Raw genomic sequence first — 18979 nt, 5'->3', positions numbered from 1 at the left:
CAAAAAAACTTGAAAAAATAGTTGATGTGCTATTGAAAAACAGAGTATAAATGGTTATTCCAAAATACTTTTTTCAGGTTGTAACAAAGAGTGTCAAATTTTTTACGCAAGTAAAACGAAAATAAGTAAAATCAAAAAGGAAGTTAGCCACGGTACAAGTTTGCAGCCGAAACCTTGCCGTGGCTATTTGTTTTTTAGCAAGCAAAATTCTGTGCAGAAAATTTCAAAATCATGGTGTAACTATAATGAGAGAAAAATTTAGCAAAAAGGAGTTGATAGAGCTATGAGAAAACTTTTGAGCTTTGCAGTCATCCTGAGTCTGCTTTTGACCTTTGCCTTCCCAGTAGCAAATGCCACAACAATCACACAGGCTGTTAAAACAGCAGCTAAAATAGACTACATCACAGCAGGGGAGTTTGTAACATCGCTCTTAATAGGTGCAAAGGTAAAGCCGGATAAGCCTCTGGACTACTGGGGAAAAGCAGTCAAAATGGGCTTGATACCCGGTGAGGTCAAAAAAGACAGACCCATAACACGAGCTCAGGCAAGCTACATTGTGTGGAAGCTGATAAATGCGGTGCCAGAGCTTAAAAACAAGAACATACCGGTGTCAGTCAGGAGAGTACCACCGACTGAAGCGTTCATGAGAGGTATTTGCTTCTTCGGTGGGCCATACCTCTGATGATTCTTCATTTGGTATCAGCGGGTATGACCTTACTGACTTCATTCAGGGTTATCAGCTGTTAATACTGGAGTACAAATATACAGACGGAACAACACAAATCAAGTATGTATGGGACAGGTACAAAGGAGTAAGTCTTGCACCAGGAACTTACACGTCTATTAATGAACCATTCAAAAAGATTTTTGCAGAATTCAAGCAGAAGTATCCAAACAAAGTAGTGTATGCACCACGTCCATACCAGAAAGGCTGGATGTTCACGATAGACCCTGTTAGAGATGGTAGTGAAGAATTTGCTATGTGGATTAAAGTGGGGGATGACAAGGCAAACACAATAGCAAAGGCGAAAGGGTATCCACTAACAAGATACGATTTTGCTACTGTAACATATCTGTATCACACAAAACATCAGAAAATCTTCAAAGGTTATTACGGTACGTACAATGTCAAGGAACATCCGTACTTTAACATGTACCTTGAAGACTATCTTGTGAACTATCCACGCAAGTACCCTACCGACCACACAAGATTTGCTTACTACTGCAAGGACTACAGCAAGATACCACAACTTTACAGAGAACCAATGTTGAGGCTTGCGGACTTGGGAATCATTACGCCAGACCAGTCAGCACTGTACATTGGAGTTTACTACTTCAACGCAGGCAAAACACTCACAAGAGCTGAAGCTGTCCAGATGATTGCAAAAGTGTTCGATAAAAACAAGAGAGATGTGCTGGATGAGGTTAGGATAAAGTCATATGACTATTGGATTCCAAAACAAATTGTAGGAACAGGAGATTATATACTATATTCGGAGGATAGACTAAAAAAAGGGTTTATAAACCTTGGAGCAATGGACAACATCGCTAAAGGTGTTATCCCTTCTGCTCCGCAAATTACTGTCAGAATAGAAGAACCGAAAGTGATGAGTATCACAAGGGTTAACGCAAAATTGTATCCCAAAGGATATGACGGCTTTGGATTGGCTCAACAAATAAGCTTTATGGAAAGTTATGATTTAGCCGGTTTTGGTATTGGTGATGAAGGGTGTATTATTTACGATGAAGTAGACAGTATTAAAGTAGATACTTCTGACAATCAAAAAACTCAATTGATTGATTACGTACCACTTGCATATAGAGATGAATTAAAGAAAGACCTTGCAAACTATACACCTGCAAAAGTTAAAAGTATGAGTAAAAGTGGAGAGATTTTGAAGCAATATGGTGATGTATATATCCATTACAAAGCTAAACCAATACATGGAAGAATAATGGATTATGAACTTTACACAGTGATACCACAGTATAAGCTTACTGATAAAAATTATTATCCAATCTTGATAGCAAAAGCGAATTCCAAATATACTCAATAATTGAGGGGTGAGATATTAGGTGTTAAATAAACATAGGAGCTTTTTAAAAGCTCTTTCTTTTTTATGCATATTGTCTTTGATTTTGAGTCTTCTTCATCCAGTAGGAATTTGGCAGAATGCCAGAGCAGACGATGTAAACGTTTATAATGGTGGATATGATAGTTACAATGGCAAAGGCAGAGATTATTGGCTTGCACAAGCTAAAGTGATTGATTCCAAAAATCCTAATCAATATCTTGATAAAATCCAGATTAATGGCAAAGATGAATACTTCAACTGCGAAATCTACGCAGACCGCAGGATGGTAGTATACGGTGAACCATGGGATGTGCCAGATAACAAGTTTGTCTGGAACTTCAAAGAAGACCAAACGGATACTTTCATAAAAACAGAGATGGCACAGGTCCACGTGGCTGGTTCAGATATGCTGGTTATACCATGAACGGTGACCTTTACACAGACAAAAGATTTCCAAACGATAGCGATGGAACACAACCGGTTGAGTATGCTAACGTACTGACCTGGTCAGAAATAAGTCAGTTAGACAGCTTTACAAAATCAAAACTTGCTGTAGCAGGATATGACCCAATTAAAGTTAAAAGCTATCAATGGGATGCTATATGGAAGTCAAGGTATGAACTGAAAGACTTGGACTCAGGACAGAGTCTTGGCGAGTTATTTTCCCAGTTCAGTAGCTATACATCACCACCGGATGCGTTCAAACAAAGAGCAGTGTTTAAGGGTGTAGACGGTTTATGACAACAGCGACATCCATCACAAGCTTTACACAAAGCAAGACGTTTGACTGCAATACAACATACATTCAGCCGGGCAAAACAGGCACACCGGCAAACTATGGCATTGGGAATACTTTATAGAAAAGAGAGGGGATAAAAACTATCGGAACAAAGAACTGTGTTTATTGTTTTTTGTGTGGTATAATAAGAATAGAGAACAGTTAAGCGTTTTTGTTTTTAAAGGTTGCAAATAAAGGGGAAGTAAAAAAGATGAGTAGCAATCTGCCACCACAGGAGCATGATTCAACTTTTAAGCTTTTGTTTGAAAACCCAAAAGACATTCTTTTTCTTGTCAGAAAAGTAATAGGCTATAGCTGGGCCAAGGACATTCAAGAAGACTCGATAGAACTTGCTGACAAAGAGTTTGTAGATGAGGCTTTCCAGCAAAGAAGGGCAGATGTTATAGCCAAAGCGAAACTCAAAGACAGGGAAGTATACTTTTACATTTTGATTGAGAACCAGTCAACTGTGGCAAAAGACATGCCAGAAAGGCTTTTAAAATACATGATATTGCTGTGGGCAAGGAAAATCAGAGAAGGGGTTGAAAAACTACCTGCGATAATACCGATTGTCACATACAATGGACTTGAGGAGAAGTGGAATGTGACAAAAGATATAATTGATGCTTTTGAGATTTTCAAGGAAAACATATTCAGGTATGAACTTGTAGACCTATCAAGATTAGATGTAGAAAAGCTTTTTGATGGGGGAGAGAGCAGTCTTGTACCGGTAGTGTTTTATCTTGAGCAGGCAAGAGGAGATGCGAAGGAACTAACAAGAAGGTTGAAAAGGGTAGTGCCTGTACTTGAGAGGATGGACGAACACAACAGAGAGAGATTTGCTACTTTTATAAAGCGCATAGTAGAGCCGAGGTTAAACGAAGAACAAAAGAAAGTGGTTGTCAAGTTGACTGAAACTCTTTTACAGGAGGGAGAAAAGATGGGAGAGTTTGTGTCAAACATTGCAAGAGTATTAGATGAGTCATTGGAAAGGAAGTTTAACGAGGGAATTCAACAAGGAGCGTATCAGGCCAAGATAGAAATAGCAAAAAACATGATACAAGCAGGAGCAGAAGACGATTTTATTGCTAAAGTTACTGGTCTTGCTATTGAAGAGATAAGAAAACTGAGAAAAGAGCTTGCGAATTGAAGCTATTTCAGCCACAGGTAGTTTTTTAAGTTGCCTGTGGTTTTGTTTTTGCTGAAAGTACTGGATTCAACACAACATATATTCGCTAAACAAACTCAAAGCAATTCAAACTTTTTCAAAACCATGGCAGGTTGTGGGGTAGCTCGAAAGCCCACAACGGACTTTGGCACATGACTCAAAGCAAGAGAGGAGCTTAGTTTGCGGGAAGCAGGCAAGTTCGGGAAGGGTTTTCGAAAGGTGGATGTAGAATAGCAATACCCTGCAGGAATAAAGGAAAAGCCAGCTCGAAAGCTCAAAAAATATCCTGTCCAGAAGAACTTTAGCCCTGAAAAAACAGTGTTTGAACTGTATTCAAAAACTGAAAACAGGGTGTATAATAAAAGTAGCTGGTGAAACTGCACTTAAAACCTGTCTGCAAAAATGTATAAATAAAAAACTACCACACCAAAGAGCTGTGGTTTTTGTTTTTTTGTGTGTTATAATAAAAGTTGTAAGCAAAAACTTTCAGACGAAAAAGGTGATTTTGTAATGTTGTTTACAGTAGTAGTAAGCAAAGAGGACAACTGGTATATCGCTAAATGCGTAGAAAACAGTGTAGCTTCACAAGGAAAAACCATCGAAGAAGCAATAGCTAACTTAAAAGAAACTCTTGAACTTTACTACGAAGGAGAAGAAATACAAAAACCACAGATGCCACCGCTGATAACTACCATAGAGGTGGCTGTGTAAATGTCTCCAAAATATCCTATACTAAAACCACAGGAAGTAATAAGAGCACTCAAAGAAGCGGGATTCAGGGAAGTGACGCAAAAAGGCAGTTATCTCAAGCTCAAAAAAGAAAATCCAACAAGAAACATAATTATTCCAATGCATGAAGAAGTTATAAGATGAACATTAAAAAGTATTTTGGAACAAGCAGGAATAAGTTTAGAAGAGTTTGTAGGACTCCTTTATGCTTTTTGTCAATTTCCTGAAAAAGAGAAGATTCTTATTAGATACATTTAGATTGTCTTCTGCTGTAACTTTCCTTTAATCATCTCCGATATAGAACTGGAGGTTTGGTAAATGCTAAAACAGATGATTGCAAAATTAGAGAAATTCCCACCTATAATAAAAGTATCATTAATTTTTATTGGTTTTGGATTATTCTCTCTTTTAGCCCTTACAATTGGAAAATTTCTTGGCAGACTAATTTACGATATTTTACATTAAAATATTATCACAGGGAAAAAACTTTATTTTATACCTTCGAAAGTATGTTTATGGATAACATCTTTACTCTGGCAAACACAAAAAAGTAGGCAAAAACAAAAACTATGGTTATATCGCCAATGAGTTGTTTCAATTTGTTTTTTTATAAGCACTTATTCAAGCATACCTTTGAGTAACAATTGTTAACAAATGCCTATGTCTTACACTTTTGAGATTAAGAAAATTTAGTAAGATAGTATACTGCAATTTGTGTTCTGTTTTTAAGATTTAACTTTTGAAGAATGGATGTTATGTAGTTTCTCACTGTACCTTCAGAGATGAAAAGCATCCTTGCAATTTCCTTATTTGAGTATACTTTATCAATAAGAACAAGGTCAGCATGCCACATCTTGAGAAACTCTATTGCCTCTTTTGCATTGGTGCAAAGGCTTACAACCTCAAAATTTTCAAGCTCAAGGATGATTTTAAGACCGTCCAAAACGGCAGGGTTATCATCCACAATTAAGACCTTAGGTTTTTTCAAAGTAATCTTCCCTCTACCTTCAAAGTTCAAATGCTTGAATGTTTTCTACCAATGCTTTTATTTTACTAAAATTTTTTATAATAATGAAGATATATTCTAGAACACGCTGGCTTGTGGTATAATTAAATCAGAGGCGGGGAAGAGGTGTTAGTGTAAGAAAGGAGAAAATTTGTAACATTGAGGAGGCTACGAGTATACCTTGACACCTCAGTTATAAGTCACTTAGACCACCATGATAATCCTGAGTATATGCAGATAACAAGAAAATTTTGGGAAGAGCTTAAACAAGGAAAATACAATATATACATTTCAAGTGCAGTAATAACTGAATTAAATAAGTGCAAGGAACCAAAAAGAAGCAGGCTATTAGAGTATATGTCCCAGATAGAATTCACGAGAATTGAGATTAACCAACAAGTTTTGGAACTTGCGCAGAAGTATGTGAATGAATGTATAATTCTGTCAAGGTTTTTCGACGACGCAGTCCATATTGCAGTAGAAAGCATTAACAAATGTGATATTTTGGTATCATGGAATTTTTAGCATATAGTTAGATATAGGACAATTCAGGGGGTAAACGCAATAAACAAACTTATGGGTTATAGAGAAATTCAACTGGTGCCACCACTTATGATGTTAGAGGAAGAGGAGTGACAAATATGTTTGAAACAAGCGCGATGAAAGAACTGCACAGGATACAGGAGGAGATCTACGAAGAAACAAAAGGCATGACTCCAGAAGAATTGATTAGGTATTTTGAAGAAACGGCAAAAAAAGTAGAGAGAGAATTAGAGGAACTGAAAAAGAAAAAAAAAGGAAATTATTCAATAATTTCATAACAGGTAAACCACAAATAATTTTTTCTGCAAACTATCTGTGGCTTTTTTGTTTTTTAGAAACCCGGCTTTTTGATTGAGGTGAGGATTCAGCACGCATGCAGCCTGCTTCTTTCAACCGACAAGCCAGTGACTACTGAGATAGCTCTTAAGGTAGTCTTTTACTCATGTTCAACCTTTGCAAGGGTGTTTCACAAACACTAAGACATGAGCGCTTTAGAATTTAGAAAAAAAGGAGTATTCCAAGTAAAGTTACAAATACCACAGTAAAGGGATTGTTCCTGCCAGCAATTTTTGCAAGTGCACCTGTTGGGATGTAGCCGTGAAGAAAAGCACTAATGCCAATTCCCACAACTACAAATACAAGGGTTTGTGTCATACTTGCTTTAAAAATTTTTTATCCTCAGCAATTTGAACATTTCAGGACATAAATAATATACAATATTAAAGTTTTAAGTTGAGCAATACTTACACAAAATAGAAAAACCCTCTGTAGCCTTTAAAATATCTATTCTTTGCTACAAAAGGCAACAAAAAGTATTAAATAAACTAACTTACAATTTTGTAATAGGTTTTTGCTGTAAGGGCATACACGCCAGTATAGAATATAGCAAACACAAGTATAACAGCAGATGTGCAAAGAGTGAACAAAGGTATATTTGTGAGGTTGAATACCTGTAACATTTTAACTATTATTTTGAAAGCAAACGCTATATGAACTATTGCTGAGAATAAAGGCAAAAAGAAGGTTGCAAGTATTTGGCTTTGTATTGACTTTTTAATCTCCAGACGCGTCATACCCACTTTCTGTAAAATTTCATAGCGATGCCTATCATCAAATCCCTCTTCAATTTGTTTATAGTAAATTATAAGCACTGTTGCCATAATAAACAAAAGTCCAAGAAACAAACCAATGAATAATAACCCGCCATAGATAGAGTAAAAACCTTCTCTTGCCATTTCACGAACTTCAATTGTTGCATCATTTACTATTTTGTTTAAGCTATTTTTTAGTGCTGTGCAAATGTCCATGAGATTATCCTTGTTACCATCAAAATCAAAACCATAATAATATGAAAATTGTACCATGTCGTTTTTATTGCTATTTAGTGAACAGAAGATTTTCTTCATTGTTTCAATGTCTTTGACTATTATCCAAAAACAACTAATAGCTGGTGTAAGGCTATTAGTTAGAGAGTTTGAAGTTAATCGTTTTTTAATTGAGAGTTTGAAACCATTGAAATTGATAATGTTCTCAGAGATATTAACGTTACTAGTATACAGAAGAACTTCATTATCAGATAATTTGATAACTTTCTTTTCAATATTATTGTAGTCCTCAAGAGGCACTACAAAGGCAATGGCTGAGTTCTTATCAAAAAAATTTTGTTTTTTTATTCTGAAATGAGTTTTATCTTGAATTAAAGCAAGCTCTAAATATTTGTATTTAACCATGTTTTTAGGAACTATATTAAATTTTTTCAATTGCTGCATTATCGTATTATCAACTTTTTTTACATTTTCTAAGTTAATATTGTCCGATGTAATAATTATTTCTTGTGGATAGCGAGTTTTTAAAATATCCTCAACTCCAATATACAGGGAAATTGTGGTTGAAAGTACAACAATTACTGCGGTTGAAAGTATACATATGTTTGCAAGCCCAACTGCATTTTGTTTCATCCTGTATATCATGTTAGAAATCCATATAAAATGATTAGGTTTATAGTAATAGTTTTTGTTTTTCCGAAGAGTCTTTAAAAATGCTATGCTTCCAGCGGTAAACAAACAATATGTCGCTATCATTACTAAGATAACTGCAACAAAAAAGATGTTCATCGCTGCTAAAGGTTTTTCAGTTGTAAGTGCAATGTAATATCCAATCCCAAGGCAAACTATACCAATGATGGTTAAAAGCCATTTTGTTTTTGGTTCTTTTTCACCTACATTGCTTGCTTTTAATAATTCAATGGGTTTTGATAGATGTACCGAGAAGATGTTATATATAAGGTTTAATATAAAAATTCCGCTGAATAAAAGAGTTGTGACCAAAATGGATGATGGTGATATTTCAAAACCAAAGACAACTTTAAAACTTACAATTTTAAAAAGTAGAAGTGTCATAAGTTTGCTTAAAATTATTCCTGATAAAATACCAGATGCAATACATATCAGTCCTATGATTACCGTTTCAAAAAACATAATACTTGCTATATGTCTTTTTTCCATTCCAAGAATATTGAAAAGTCCCAATTCTTTTTTACGCCTCTTTATCAAAAAGCTGTTTACGTAAAAAATAAATATAACAGAAAAAATACCAATTACTCCTGCTCCAAATCGCAAAATACTCCTCAGCGCTTGGCTATCGCTCAAATGTCCGATATCTTCTGTATTAGACAAAAAACACATGTTGTAAAACATCATAACTGCTCCAATACAGGTCAGTATATATGGGATATATGCTTGGGTATTTCTTTTTATGTTATTAGCTGCAAATTTTATATAAAAAGATTTAAGCATTTCGGATACCTCCTGTTGCAATCATGGTAAGCGTATCGGAGATTTTCTGATACATTTCATCATTTGACATTGAACCTTTATAAATTTGATGAAAAATCTCTCCGTCTTTTATAAACATAACTCTTTTTGCATAGCTTGCAACTTTTATGCTGTGTGTGACTACAAGAATTGTTTGACCTTCATTATTTATCTCGGCAAATAGTCTTAATAATTCTTCGGATGAATGTGAGTCAAGAGCACCAGTTGGTTCATCGGCAAGAATAAGCTGGGGTTTTGTAATAAGTGCACGGGCAATTGCAGCTCTTTGTTTTTGTCCGCCTGAGACCTCATAAGGATATTTTGAGAGAATATCAGAAATTCTAAGTTTTTCAGCAACAGGTTTTAACCTCTCATACATTTCTGTATATGGTCTTCCTGCTAAGACAAGAGGTAACAGGATGTTGTCTTGTATAGAAAATGTGTCAAGAAGATTGTAATCTTGAAACACAAAGCCTATGTTATTTCGTCTGAAGGCTGAGATTTCTTTTTCATTCATTGACGTAATTTCTCTGCCATTTAGTAATACTTTACCGCTTGTAGGTTTATCAAAACCTGCAATGATGTTTAACAGTGTTGTTTTACCTGAACCAGATTCGCCCATAATAGCTATATATTCTCCTTGCTCTACTGAAAAGGATACACTTGCAAGTGCCTGAACAGGATTTCCACCAAACCTTGTTGTGTAGATTTTCTTTAAACTATTTACTTCTAAAAGAACATGTGTCATATTTTACTTCCCTCCGAGTGCAAAATTGACTTTTTTATTCCTGTTCATTATAACAAAAAAGAGAAAATGCTTGCCTTATTTTTGGCTTACATTTTCTCTTCTCAATCTTACATTTTAGTAAGGTTTTAATTAGATAAACTAATCTGGTGCTATATCAACAGTATCAAAGTTGATTTTTACTTTTGTACCCTTTCCAACTTCTGATTCGATTATAATTTTGTGTGATAGTTTATCTAAAATCCGCTTGCAAAGGTAAAGTCCAATACCTGTAGATTTTTTGTCCAAGCGACCGTTATATCCTGTAAAGCCTTTTTCAAAAACACGGGGCAAATCCTCTTTTGCAATACCTATGCCTGTATCTTCAATAACCAATGTATTTGGCAAATTGTTTTCCATATAAATAGAGATTTGACCACCGGGGTTTGTATATTTAAGCGCATTTGAAAGTATTTGTTCAATAACAAATGTTAGCCATTTTTCGTCAGTTAACACATGGCAGTTTAATTCTTTGTAATTGAGTTTTATTTTTTTACGTATAAAAATTAGAGAATATTTTCGTAGCGCTTGTTTTACAATATGGTCAAGTGAATATTTCTTAAGTAGTAAGTCATTGCTCATATTTTCCATACGAAGATATTGAAGAACCATTTCAACATACTGCTCTACCTTGAATAGTTGTTCTAAAAGTTCACTGCTAATTTTTGATTGTTCTGCTTGTAAAACCAGCTTTATAGCAGCTATGGGTGTTTTAATTTGATGTGCCCATGCTGTGTAATAATCAATCATATCTCTATAGACTTTCTCATTATTAGTTAAAATTTCAATTTTGCTTTCATTAATGATTTTAATTAGTTCTTGATAATCTTTTTCAATCAAATCCTTTGCAATTGGAAAAGAAAAATCCGCAATCGTAATGTTTCGTTTTAGTTTTTCAAGTGTTATATGTTGTTTATAAAATGAGAAAAAGTCAGTAATTCCAATGATAAATGCAAAAATATATATTAGTACTAAGCTATAAACTGTGGGTTCTAAAGGAAGAGAATAAAGGAATGAAATAGAAAAAAATATACAGCTTGAAACCAACAGATAAATGATAAGCAACATATTCCGTTTTAAATATGCCCCTATAATGTTTATGTAATCCTTCATATTTTTTCCCCTCATTCTATAATATATCCAATGCCTTTTTTGGTTTTGATAAAATTTTCGAGACCTAACTCAGCTAACTTTTTGCGAAGCCTTGTTATATTTACTGTAAGAGTATTATCGTCAATAAAGCTATCACTTTGCCAAAGGTGTTGCATAATTTCTTCACGGGATACCACTCTTCCGGCATTTTCCATAAGCAATTGCAAAATTTTGTATTCATTTTTTGTTAACTCAATTTTTTTATTTTGATGAATTAGAGTGGTATTATTGAGATTTAAAATAACTCCCTTGTGCTCAATAAGGTTTATATTTGAGACAAATGAGTAAGTTCTCCTTATCAGGGCATGGACTTTTGCTGTAAGGACGTTCAAATCAAAAGGTTTTTCAATAAAATCATCTCCACCCATATTGATAGCCATTATGATATTCATATTATCGCTTGCAGAAGATATAAACATAATAGGAACTTTTGATATTTTACGTATTTCGTTACACCAGTAAAACCCGTTGTAAAAAGGCAATATTATATCAATTAACACGAGATGTGGCTCAAATTGAATAAAGCACTCAATGATATTTTTAAAATCTGTAACATAACGTACGTCGAAATCCCATTTGGACAAGTGGTTTTTTATAGTTTCAGCAATAGATATATCGTCTTCAATAATCATTATCTTATACATTAAAAATCACTCCGACAAAAGGTCTACATAAACAGGGTACAGATAGATTATATTTTTTTATGACCATTTATTCAAGCATACCTTTGAGTAACAATTGTTAACAAATGCCTATGTCTTACGCTTTTGAGATTAAGAAAATTTAGTAAGATAGTATACTGCAATTTGGGTTCTATTTTTAAGATTTAACTTTTGAAGAATGGATGTTATGTAGTTTCTTACTGTACCTTCAGAGATGAAAAGCATCCTTGCAATTTCCTTATTTGAGTATCCTTGTGATATGAGCTTTGCAATTTCAAGCTCTCTTTCAGTAAGGTTTTGTGTTTTTTCAAGTAACTGTTTACTGGTCCTTTTCAATACATCTGAAATGTATAAAGCAATTTCTTTGTCCATAACAACCTTACCGTCAAGCACAGACAAAATAGAATTCACAATATGCTTTGCATCAGAGCTTTTAAGGATGTACCCATCTGCGCCAAAGCTCAGGCTCTTTTCTATGTAATCCTTTTCACAAAATGTTGTTAATATTATCACTTTGACATTTGGAAATTTGGTTTTTATATTAAAAGTTCCCTCAATACCATCCATAACAGGCATTCTAATATCCATAAGAACAACGTCAGCATGCTTCTTTTCGAGAAACTCTACTGCTTCTTTTGCATTGGTGCAAAGGCTTACAACCTCAAAATTTTCAAGCTCAAGGATAATTTTAAGACCGTCCAAAACGGCAGGGTTATCATCAACAATTAAGACCTTAGGTTTTTTCAAAGTAATCTTCCCTCCTGCTTTTTAATGGGACAAATACCACTATTGAAAATCCAGCATGGTTGTCAATGTTGACTGTTGCGCCCATAGACTTTGCTCGAAGTTTTATGCTCATGAGCCCAACGCCCTCTTTTATTTCTCCTTTTTTCTTGCCATTGTCATGCACAGCAAGACGCACATATGTTGGTTTTGATTCCAAAGATACAGCTACTTGAGTAGCATTTGAGTGTTTTGCCACGTTTAAAAGAGCTTCTTTGAGGATTGCCATTAGATTTTCAAATACGTGTGATGGAATGTTTTCAATGTCTCCGCTGCGGTTTAATGTTATGTTGCAGAAGTTAAAATTTTCTATCAATTGAGATAAGTACTTTTCTTTGGTTTCAAAAGAGTTTTTCATTGAATAGACAAACTTTCTCAAACTTTCGTAAGATGTTTGAGTCTGCTGCAAGCATGAAGATATGATTTGGCTTATTTGAGCATCTTCAAGTACTCCTTTTTTCTCCAGCAAGCTCTTTATGGCATTGAGCTGGATATTCAGCGCTGCCAAGTTGTGCCCCAATGTGTCGTGCAAAGAAGTTGCTATTTTCATCTGCTGGTTTTGTGCAGCAAGACGTTCTATTGTCTGCTGCGACTCTAAAAGCTGTGTTTTTAACTTGCTCAGCTGCAAGTTTAAAAGTCTTAAATGGTCAATTTTTTCTAAGTATTCGTGCTTGCTATCCTGCAGCATTTGTGTGACTAATTTTAAAGAGAAAACAAAAACGCAGACAAAAACATATTCCCTTACCATCTTTGAAGGGATAAGAAAAAGACTGATAAAGAGTATAGAGGCAATTGAGTAAATTGATATCTTGTTTCTATGGTGTAAAAATGTACACACAACAGTAGGTATTAGAAAGAAAAATCTCCAACCACAAAGAAAAATAGCAAAAAATATTATGACCAGCTCTGCAAAGGCAGCAGCTGCCGTATGGTATATGGATTTTAGATATTCAGTTTTTAAGAATTCTAATGACAAAAATAGAAGTAAGAACAAAATGGCTATTTTAGAAAGCTTGCCATCCTCATATAAACTCCAAAGAGTATAGGCGCTTATAATGAATGAAAGCATTTTCTTTTCCAGCATAGTTGTTATTGCTAAAATTTATTTTATCATATTGTACAGAAAAGCCCAAAATTATTACTGAGATTGATTTGTCAACTTTTGTATTTCCGGAAGAGTTTGAACTCAGATATGGAGAGTACATAATATTCAAAAAAAGTAAAAGCACCTGAATAAGGTGCCTTTTTACAAATTCACAGCTTTGACATTACATTTTTAGAAAGCTGCTTTATGCCCGCAAGTGTAAAAAACAGACAAAATGCTGTAACTATCCCAATGTCAACCATCATACTTTCTATGGATTTGCCAGTTAGCACATTCTTTGTTAGATTTACTGCGTATGTTGTTGGGAAAAACAATGCAATCTTTTGAAGAAACTTTGGCATAATGCTGAGCGGCCAGTAGCAGCCACCAAGCATGCACATTATTGTTACGACCATTGAATTCAAACTTGCAAGTTTTCTCATGTCATTAACTATACTTATAAACATTACAGCAAAAGCAACAAACATAAAGCTACAAATGGAGAGAACTGAAATAACAATAAGTATGTTAGTTCCAAAAGTAAGTCTAAATGCATACGAACATAGCAGCACAAAAAAAATTAGCTGTAAAAATGTAATGGAAAATATGGTCAAGATAGACTGCAGAATATAGCTTTGCTTTGAAATTGGTGAGCATAAAATTCGCAGAATAACTCTTTCCTGGTAGTCTTTTAATATTATGTTAGAAGCATTTAATGCAAGCCAGAGCAGAGACATTATAAAAAATCCTGAGGCAAAAGCAATTGAAATAGAATTTGACTGGTGCTGAAAAATTTTATTTAATACAATTGGAGAATGCTCAAAAATATACTTTGAAGACTCTAAAAATTTAGAGCTGTTTATACGCTTTTGAGCAGCAAGTATTTTAAACACACTGTTTAGATATTCCTTCAAAATAATATGCGTTTCAGACTTTCCAAATGTATATATTTTTATATTTTTCTGTTTTTCATTAATAATATCATCAACTGACTTGTTCTTTAAAACAACAACACAGTCAATACCGCTTTGAATCATCTGGCTTACAATTGATTTGGTAGGGTCAAAGGTTTTAACATCAAAACATTTTTTGAGCTCTTTTTCAATTAGTTTTACAACCTTGCTTTTTTCTTTGTCTGTGATAATTCCAATTTTATAAGAAGATTCAACGCTTAATGTAAAAAAGGTTGAAAGAGCAACTGCAATTGAAGGAAGTATAATCATCAAAAATAGATTGAATTTGTCTTTCAAAAGGCGTTTTATATTTATCTTGAAAACTGCCATAGTTTCACCTTCCTCATTAAAAGTATGCTAGTGAGAGCAATAATCAAACAAAGAAGAGAAAGATATACAAAAACATTTTTGACATGTGTTATTTCACTTGGATTGTAGATTATGGTAAAAAATGCAGACTGTACAGCACAGTTTGGTAGAATGTCTCTAAGGAAACTTAAAAATTTTGTGCTGATATCAATTCTTACATATCCTCCTGCCAAAAAGGTAGATATTACAGCAAATGAGCTAACTATAACATTTGAGAGTATATAGTTTTTAGAGATAAGAGCAATAAAAATTCCAAAAAGTATAGCAAAGATGCTGTAGATAAAAAGAAGTAAGAATATAATCCAAAGATTTTCACCCCAGTTTGCTTGGTAGATGTATTTTGAAAAAAGCACTATTAAGCAAAGCTGAATATACAAAAATACCATCTGAGCAAAAGCTTTTGAAACAAATATAATTTGCGGATTTTTAGGTGATGCAAAAAGCCTTATGAGAGTATTTTGTTTTCTTTCTTCTTCAATTACTGCAATACCACCAAAACTGCCGTACAGTGCCATCATAACAACCATTGCAACAGCATAGTAATCAAGAGCTCTTGGGAAGTGACCCGAAAATGCAGATTCAAAATTTATTGATTTTGGTATGTCAGAAGGTGAATAAATACTTCTTGCAAATTTGTAGTAGTTTGCAAAAATATTAAAATACACTTTGACAAATCCAGCTTCTTGTGAACCTCCTTTTGAGGTAATTTCAATGTCAAAATTCCCAAAAGGGCTATAATTTGAATGGTTATTCCTTTGATGCTCTTTGAATGTCACAACAGCAACGTATTTATTAGAAGATGAAAACTTTTTCAGTGCAGCCGACTTGGAAGCAAAAACTTCTGCATTGAATAACTTAGTAAAAGTTTTATCGTATTTTAAAATAGTATCATAAATGCTTGGCTTGAGATTTACTTCAACAATGATTATATTCATCTTCGGAATATCAACTTGTTTAAAATATCCAGACAGTGCAGTTCCAAGTATGAAAATCAAGATGATTGGGAAGATTAGCATTATAGAAAGCAGGGGAATGCTCATAGCATTTTCTTTTAAAGTATATAAAAAGGCTTTAACTGCTGCTCTCATGGACAATCTCTCCTTTTTCATCTATGGTATAGCCCATCACTGCAAAGTAGAGCTTTTCCATTGTGGGCTTTTCATAAGATATGGAAAGTATTTCACATCCATCCTGAGACAAAGTTTCGACAATCTCTTTTATAAGATTTTTTGACTTTTCAACAGAAACTGTAAGTTCATCTCCAGTAAAAGCTACACTTTCAACTCCATCTAAGTTTTTGATTTTTGTCAGAACCTCATCTAAAATCTTGCTCAATTTTATCCTGATAATATTTGTATCTGACAGTTTTTTTAATAAAAATTCTTTTGAGCCATATTCGATGATTGTTCCTTTATTTATGAACGCAACAGATGTACAAATTCTATCAACCTCTTCAATGTAGTGGGTTGTATAGATTATTGTAATGCCGCTTTGCGCAAGTTTTTGCACAGATTCTAAAATTAGTTTTCTTGAGTATATGTCAATTCCAACAGTTGGCTCATCCATAATAAGAAGTTTGGGGCTATTAAGAAGAGCTGCTGCAATGTTTATTCTTCTTTTCATCCCGCCAGATAGGTTTTTGACCTGTTTTTTGATGCTATCCTGCATCTGAACAAACTCTAAAGCAAACTCTATTCTCTCTTTCAAAAGCTTCCCTGAGAGGTTATAAAGCGAACCAAAAAAGCTTAAGTTTTCATACACAGTTAGGTTGCTGTAGAGCGAAATTTCCTGTGGTACAATTCCAATTTGTGATTTTAACTCTTTTAAAGCTTTGTTTAAAGGTTTTTCGAATATATAAATTTCGCCTCTGTCGATGTTAGTAAGTCCCAGTATGCAATTTATAAATGTAGTTTTGCCTGCACCATTTGGTCCCAAAAGCCCGAAAACTTCACCTTCTTTGATTGTCAGTGACAGGTTGTCAAGTGCTAAAACATTTCCATATCTTTTTACAAGGTTTTTGATTTCAAGCACAGTCATAATTTCCCATCACCTTCTTAAGCATTTAAATATATTTTCTTTCAATAATTAGAATATACTATTGAAGAAATTTTTGTAGTGACATATGTCATGTTTTTATTAAAAGATTGTTTACAAATTTTTAAACATTTCTTTATACTTTTTTAAAAAATTTTGGGTTAAATATTAAGTAGAAAGGCTAACGAGAAAAGAACAAAAGATGCCAACAAGAGACTCCTCCTTTTAGAATAGATTTTGGAAGGGGCTGGATTGGTCAAAGGCTTTGTCCTTTACCTCCGCCCCTTTCTTTGTTGAGGAGTTTGGATAAAAAGTGGAGTTGAGGTTTCACGCATGATTTCCCCTTTTTTAGAATATATAGAATAAGAGCCCTCAAAATAGAGGGCTCTTTTTTGAGAACTTACGAGCCGGCATTTTATTAGTCGGGTGCCGGTTACCGACAAAACTTACTTGAGAAAAAACACTTTTCTATTAACAATTGTACCCCTTTTCTCGTTTTAAGTTATGAATAGTGTTTAAAATATTAAAAATAATTAAAAATTTTATTAAACACTATTCTTAGTTAGACTATATTCAGCCTAACTGGGTGTAACCCCACACCCTCTATCCCCTTAGCAAATTCTTCGGGGAATACTTTTCTTATAATATTATACGCACTGTTCACATCCGCATTTATTAATATCCCTTTGTTGCTCCTAAATAAGCCTCTCTTTATTCTTCGACGTGGATTATAGTTTATTTCATTGATTTCTTCTCCATCTAAAAAACTGCAGCCACTTGTGTAGCTCTCTTCTGTAATTATTATGTTAATTCCTTCTTCTTCACACTTATATTTGAGCATATTTACAAACTGATAAAATGGTATCGAAGCAAAATTTTGATTATTTACTTTGCCAAGCTCTATCTCCTGCTTCCAATTCGGATTATACCTAACAACAAGGGTGTCTATATCATATTGTTTACACCAATTAACTATAAAACGGCTTGCTTTGTGCATAAAATCCTTAATCTTGTTGTTCCTCTTTAAAGTCAACTTCTCTATTCTTTTGCTACTGCCTCTGTTGCCTACATAACTCATAAGCTGTGCTCTTTTCTTGTTGTAATACTGATTTATTGACTTAATAACTTTGCCATTAATAACAATAGGCTTTATGCCTATGTTATTTACTAAAGTTACAAAGTTATTAAGCCCTAAATCTATTCCTGCTATCCTCTTTGGTGGTCTTTGTATCTTTGCTATTTCCTTTTCATAAACTATTTCAACTACATAAATGCTTCCTTTTGGAATTATCCTGACTTCTTTTAATTTGTCTGTTATTCTTGTCTTTAGCTTTAATTCTGTCTTCGGAAAAGTCAAATAACCATTTTTAATCCTGCACTACTGATTTGTGAAAATAGCTATGCTCCTGCCGTCTCTCTTCTTATACTTTGGCAATTTAGGTCTGCCCAAAAATTTGGTTTTATCTTTACTCCATTCTTCTATAGCTTTAAAAAATGACTTCCAGTTCCTATCAAGAAGTCTTAGGATTTGCTGTGATGTTTGGGCAGGCAAGTTTTTATAAGTCTCATGTTCTTTTAACATTTTGTCAAGTTCTCTGTATCTTATCCATCTGCCATTGTGTATAAATTCCTGTCTTACAGTGTAGTTTGCAAAGTTGTATAAATTCTTTGCTGCAAAACACACTTTATCACAATAATTCCAAAACTCATGATTTCTCTTTATCTGTATTCTCTCCACTCTCTTGACTATTATCTTCAAACACCTCTTTTGTTTTGGAGTTGAAACTCTTGCACAAATATATGTTTTTCTTTTAACACCTTTCATAAAAATTTTGTATACGTCTTCCTGGTTATAATTATAAAATCCATTTGGCATAACTGTTACTCTTATTCTGCCTTCTTTTACGTATGCAAATATATTTTATCAAAAATCTTAATATGTTTAAAACTGTTTATTAATTTTTGCCACTATATCAAGAATATTTTTTTAATTGGTCAAGATGATGATTTTTTTTCTAAGTAAATTCTTTAAGTTTAAAAATAAAA

General features: G+C 33.8%; 19 protein-coding genes and 4 pseudogenes. 11 read left to right on the top strand and 12 right to left on the bottom strand.

Annotation, left to right across the window (positions count from 1 at the left end):
- Positions 1 to 283: 283 nt before the first annotated feature.
- From PGC14_RS10690 to PGC14_RS10655, 8 genes and pseudogenes are all read left to right on the top strand, one after another.
- Positions 284 to 2057 (top strand): annotated as a pseudogene (locus tag PGC14_RS10690) (hypothetical protein).
- A gap of 19 nt (positions 2058 to 2076) precedes the next feature.
- A complete protein-coding gene (locus PGC14_RS10685) occupies positions 2077 to 2499 on the top strand; it encodes a hypothetical protein (RefSeq protein WP_271628891.1) in 423 nt (140 codons plus the stop codon).
- Positions 2406 to 2816: an Athe_2463 domain-containing protein gene (locus PGC14_RS10680; RefSeq protein WP_422653043.1), complete on the top strand. Its 411-nt coding sequence runs from the start codon at positions 2406 to 2408 to the stop codon at positions 2814 to 2816. The genes PGC14_RS10685 and PGC14_RS10680 overlap by 94 nt, the downstream gene beginning before the upstream one ends.
- Positions 2813 to 2935, top strand: coding sequence for a hypothetical protein (locus PGC14_RS10675; protein WP_271628889.1), 123 nt, complete (start codon positions 2813 to 2815; stop codon positions 2933 to 2935). Before PGC14_RS10680 ends, PGC14_RS10675 begins: the two co-directional genes overlap by 4 nt.
- A gap of 129 nt (positions 2936 to 3064) precedes the next feature.
- On the top strand, positions 3065 to 4003 hold the full coding sequence (locus PGC14_RS10670; RefSeq protein ID WP_271628888.1) for an Rpn family recombination-promoting nuclease/putative transposase: 939 nt from the start codon (positions 3065 to 3067) through the stop codon (positions 4001 to 4003).
- Between the two features lie 528 nt (positions 4004 to 4531).
- Positions 4532 to 4732 carry a type II toxin-antitoxin system HicB family antitoxin gene (locus tag PGC14_RS10665; RefSeq protein ID WP_307742516.1) on the top strand — a complete coding sequence of 67 codons (201 nt, stop codon included), beginning with the start codon at positions 4532 to 4534 and terminating at the stop codon, positions 4730 to 4732.
- Positions 4733 to 4894, top strand: coding sequence for a type II toxin-antitoxin system HicA family toxin (locus PGC14_RS10660; RefSeq protein ID WP_271628886.1), 162 nt, complete (start codon positions 4733 to 4735; stop codon positions 4892 to 4894).
- Positions 4895 to 5068: 174 nt separating this feature from the next.
- The gene (locus PGC14_RS10655) at positions 5069 to 5215 is read left to right on the top strand and encodes a hypothetical protein (RefSeq protein ID WP_271628885.1); all 147 of its coding nucleotides are present in this window, start codon (positions 5069 to 5071) and stop codon (positions 5213 to 5215) included.
- Positions 5216 to 5429: 214 nt separating this feature from the next.
- On the opposite strand, the gene PGC14_RS10650 is transcribed toward PGC14_RS10655, so the two are convergent.
- A complete protein-coding gene (locus tag PGC14_RS10650) occupies positions 5430 to 5738 on the bottom strand; it encodes a response regulator transcription factor (protein ID WP_271628884.1) in 309 nt (102 codons plus the stop codon).
- A 177-nt stretch (positions 5739 to 5915) separates the two neighbouring features.
- On the opposite strand from PGC14_RS10650, the gene PGC14_RS10645 reads away from it, so the two are divergent.
- The 3 genes and pseudogenes from PGC14_RS10645 to PGC14_RS10635 form a co-directional block, all read left to right on the top strand.
- Positions 5916 to 6281, top strand: a complete 366-nt coding sequence (locus tag PGC14_RS10645; protein WP_271628883.1) for a PIN domain nuclease — start codon at positions 5916 to 5918, stop codon at positions 6279 to 6281.
- A 116-nt stretch (positions 6282 to 6397) separates the two neighbouring features.
- Positions 6398 to 6577, top strand: coding sequence for a hypothetical protein (locus PGC14_RS10640; protein WP_271628882.1), 180 nt, complete (start codon positions 6398 to 6400; stop codon positions 6575 to 6577).
- 66 nt (positions 6578 to 6643) lie between these two features.
- Positions 6644 to 6778 (top strand): annotated as a pseudogene (locus PGC14_RS10635) (AraC family transcriptional regulator); the annotation flags it as partial.
- 345 nt (positions 6779 to 7123) lie between these two features.
- On the opposite strand, the gene PGC14_RS10630 reads toward PGC14_RS10635, so the two are convergent.
- The 11 genes and pseudogenes from PGC14_RS10630 to PGC14_RS10580 all read right to left on the bottom strand — a co-directional run.
- Complete coding sequence (locus tag PGC14_RS10630) at positions 7124 to 9094, bottom strand: FtsX-like permease family protein (protein WP_271628881.1); 1971 nt, start codon at positions 9092 to 9094, stop codon at positions 7124 to 7126.
- Positions 9087 to 9860 (bottom strand): ABC transporter ATP-binding protein, encoded by a 774-nt coding sequence (locus tag PGC14_RS10625; RefSeq protein WP_039765572.1) that lies wholly within the window; start codon positions 9858 to 9860, stop codon positions 9087 to 9089. Before PGC14_RS10625 ends, PGC14_RS10630 begins: the two co-directional genes overlap by 8 nt.
- A 138-nt stretch (positions 9861 to 9998) precedes the next feature.
- Positions 9999 to 11009 carry a sensor histidine kinase gene (locus PGC14_RS10620; protein WP_039765570.1) on the bottom strand — a complete coding sequence of 337 codons (1011 nt, stop codon included), beginning with the start codon at positions 11007 to 11009 and terminating at the stop codon, positions 9999 to 10001.
- A gap of 11 nt (positions 11010 to 11020) precedes the next feature.
- The gene (locus PGC14_RS10615) at positions 11021 to 11692 is read right to left on the bottom strand and encodes a response regulator transcription factor (RefSeq protein ID WP_039765569.1); all 672 of its coding nucleotides are present in this window, start codon (positions 11690 to 11692) and stop codon (positions 11021 to 11023) included.
- Positions 11693 to 11821: 129 nt separating this feature from the next.
- Positions 11822 to 12457: a response regulator transcription factor gene (locus tag PGC14_RS10610; protein WP_271628880.1), complete on the bottom strand. Its 636-nt coding sequence runs from the start codon at positions 12455 to 12457 to the stop codon at positions 11822 to 11824.
- The gene (locus PGC14_RS10605; RefSeq protein WP_271628879.1) at positions 12444 to 13562 is read right to left on the bottom strand and encodes a sensor histidine kinase; all 1119 of its coding nucleotides are present in this window, start codon (positions 13560 to 13562) and stop codon (positions 12444 to 12446) included. Before PGC14_RS10605 ends, PGC14_RS10610 begins: the two co-directional genes overlap by 14 nt.
- Before the next feature lie 185 nt (positions 13563 to 13747).
- On the bottom strand, positions 13748 to 14860 hold the full coding sequence (locus PGC14_RS10600; protein ID WP_271628878.1) for an ABC transporter permease: 1113 nt from the start codon (positions 14858 to 14860) through the stop codon (positions 13748 to 13750).
- A complete protein-coding gene (locus PGC14_RS10595; RefSeq protein WP_011916099.1) occupies positions 14842 to 15987 on the bottom strand; it encodes an ABC transporter permease in 1146 nt (381 codons plus the stop codon). Before PGC14_RS10595 ends, PGC14_RS10600 begins: the two co-directional genes overlap by 19 nt.
- Positions 15971 to 16936: an ABC transporter ATP-binding protein gene (locus PGC14_RS10590; protein WP_011916100.1), complete on the bottom strand. Its 966-nt coding sequence runs from the start codon at positions 16934 to 16936 to the stop codon at positions 15971 to 15973. The genes PGC14_RS10595 and PGC14_RS10590 overlap by 17 nt, the downstream gene beginning before the upstream one ends.
- Positions 16937 to 17495: 559 nt before the next feature.
- Positions 17496 to 18692: pseudogene (locus tag PGC14_RS10585) on the bottom strand (RNA-guided endonuclease InsQ/TnpB family protein).
- Positions 18687 to 18851 (bottom strand): annotated as a pseudogene (locus tag PGC14_RS10580) (IS607 family transposase); the annotation flags it as partial. The pseudogenes PGC14_RS10580 and PGC14_RS10585, both read right to left, overlap by 6 nt.
- Positions 18852 to 18979: the final 128 nt, after the last annotated feature.

Origin of the sequence: Caldicellulosiruptor sp. DIB 104C (assembly GCF_028198085.1) — a bacterium.
GTDB lineage: Bacteria > Bacillota > Thermoanaerobacteria > Caldicellulosiruptorales > Caldicellulosiruptoraceae > Caldicellulosiruptor > Caldicellulosiruptor saccharolyticus.
Note: the sequence above shows the minus strand (reverse complement) of the source record. Positions and strands in the feature narration are given on the sequence as shown.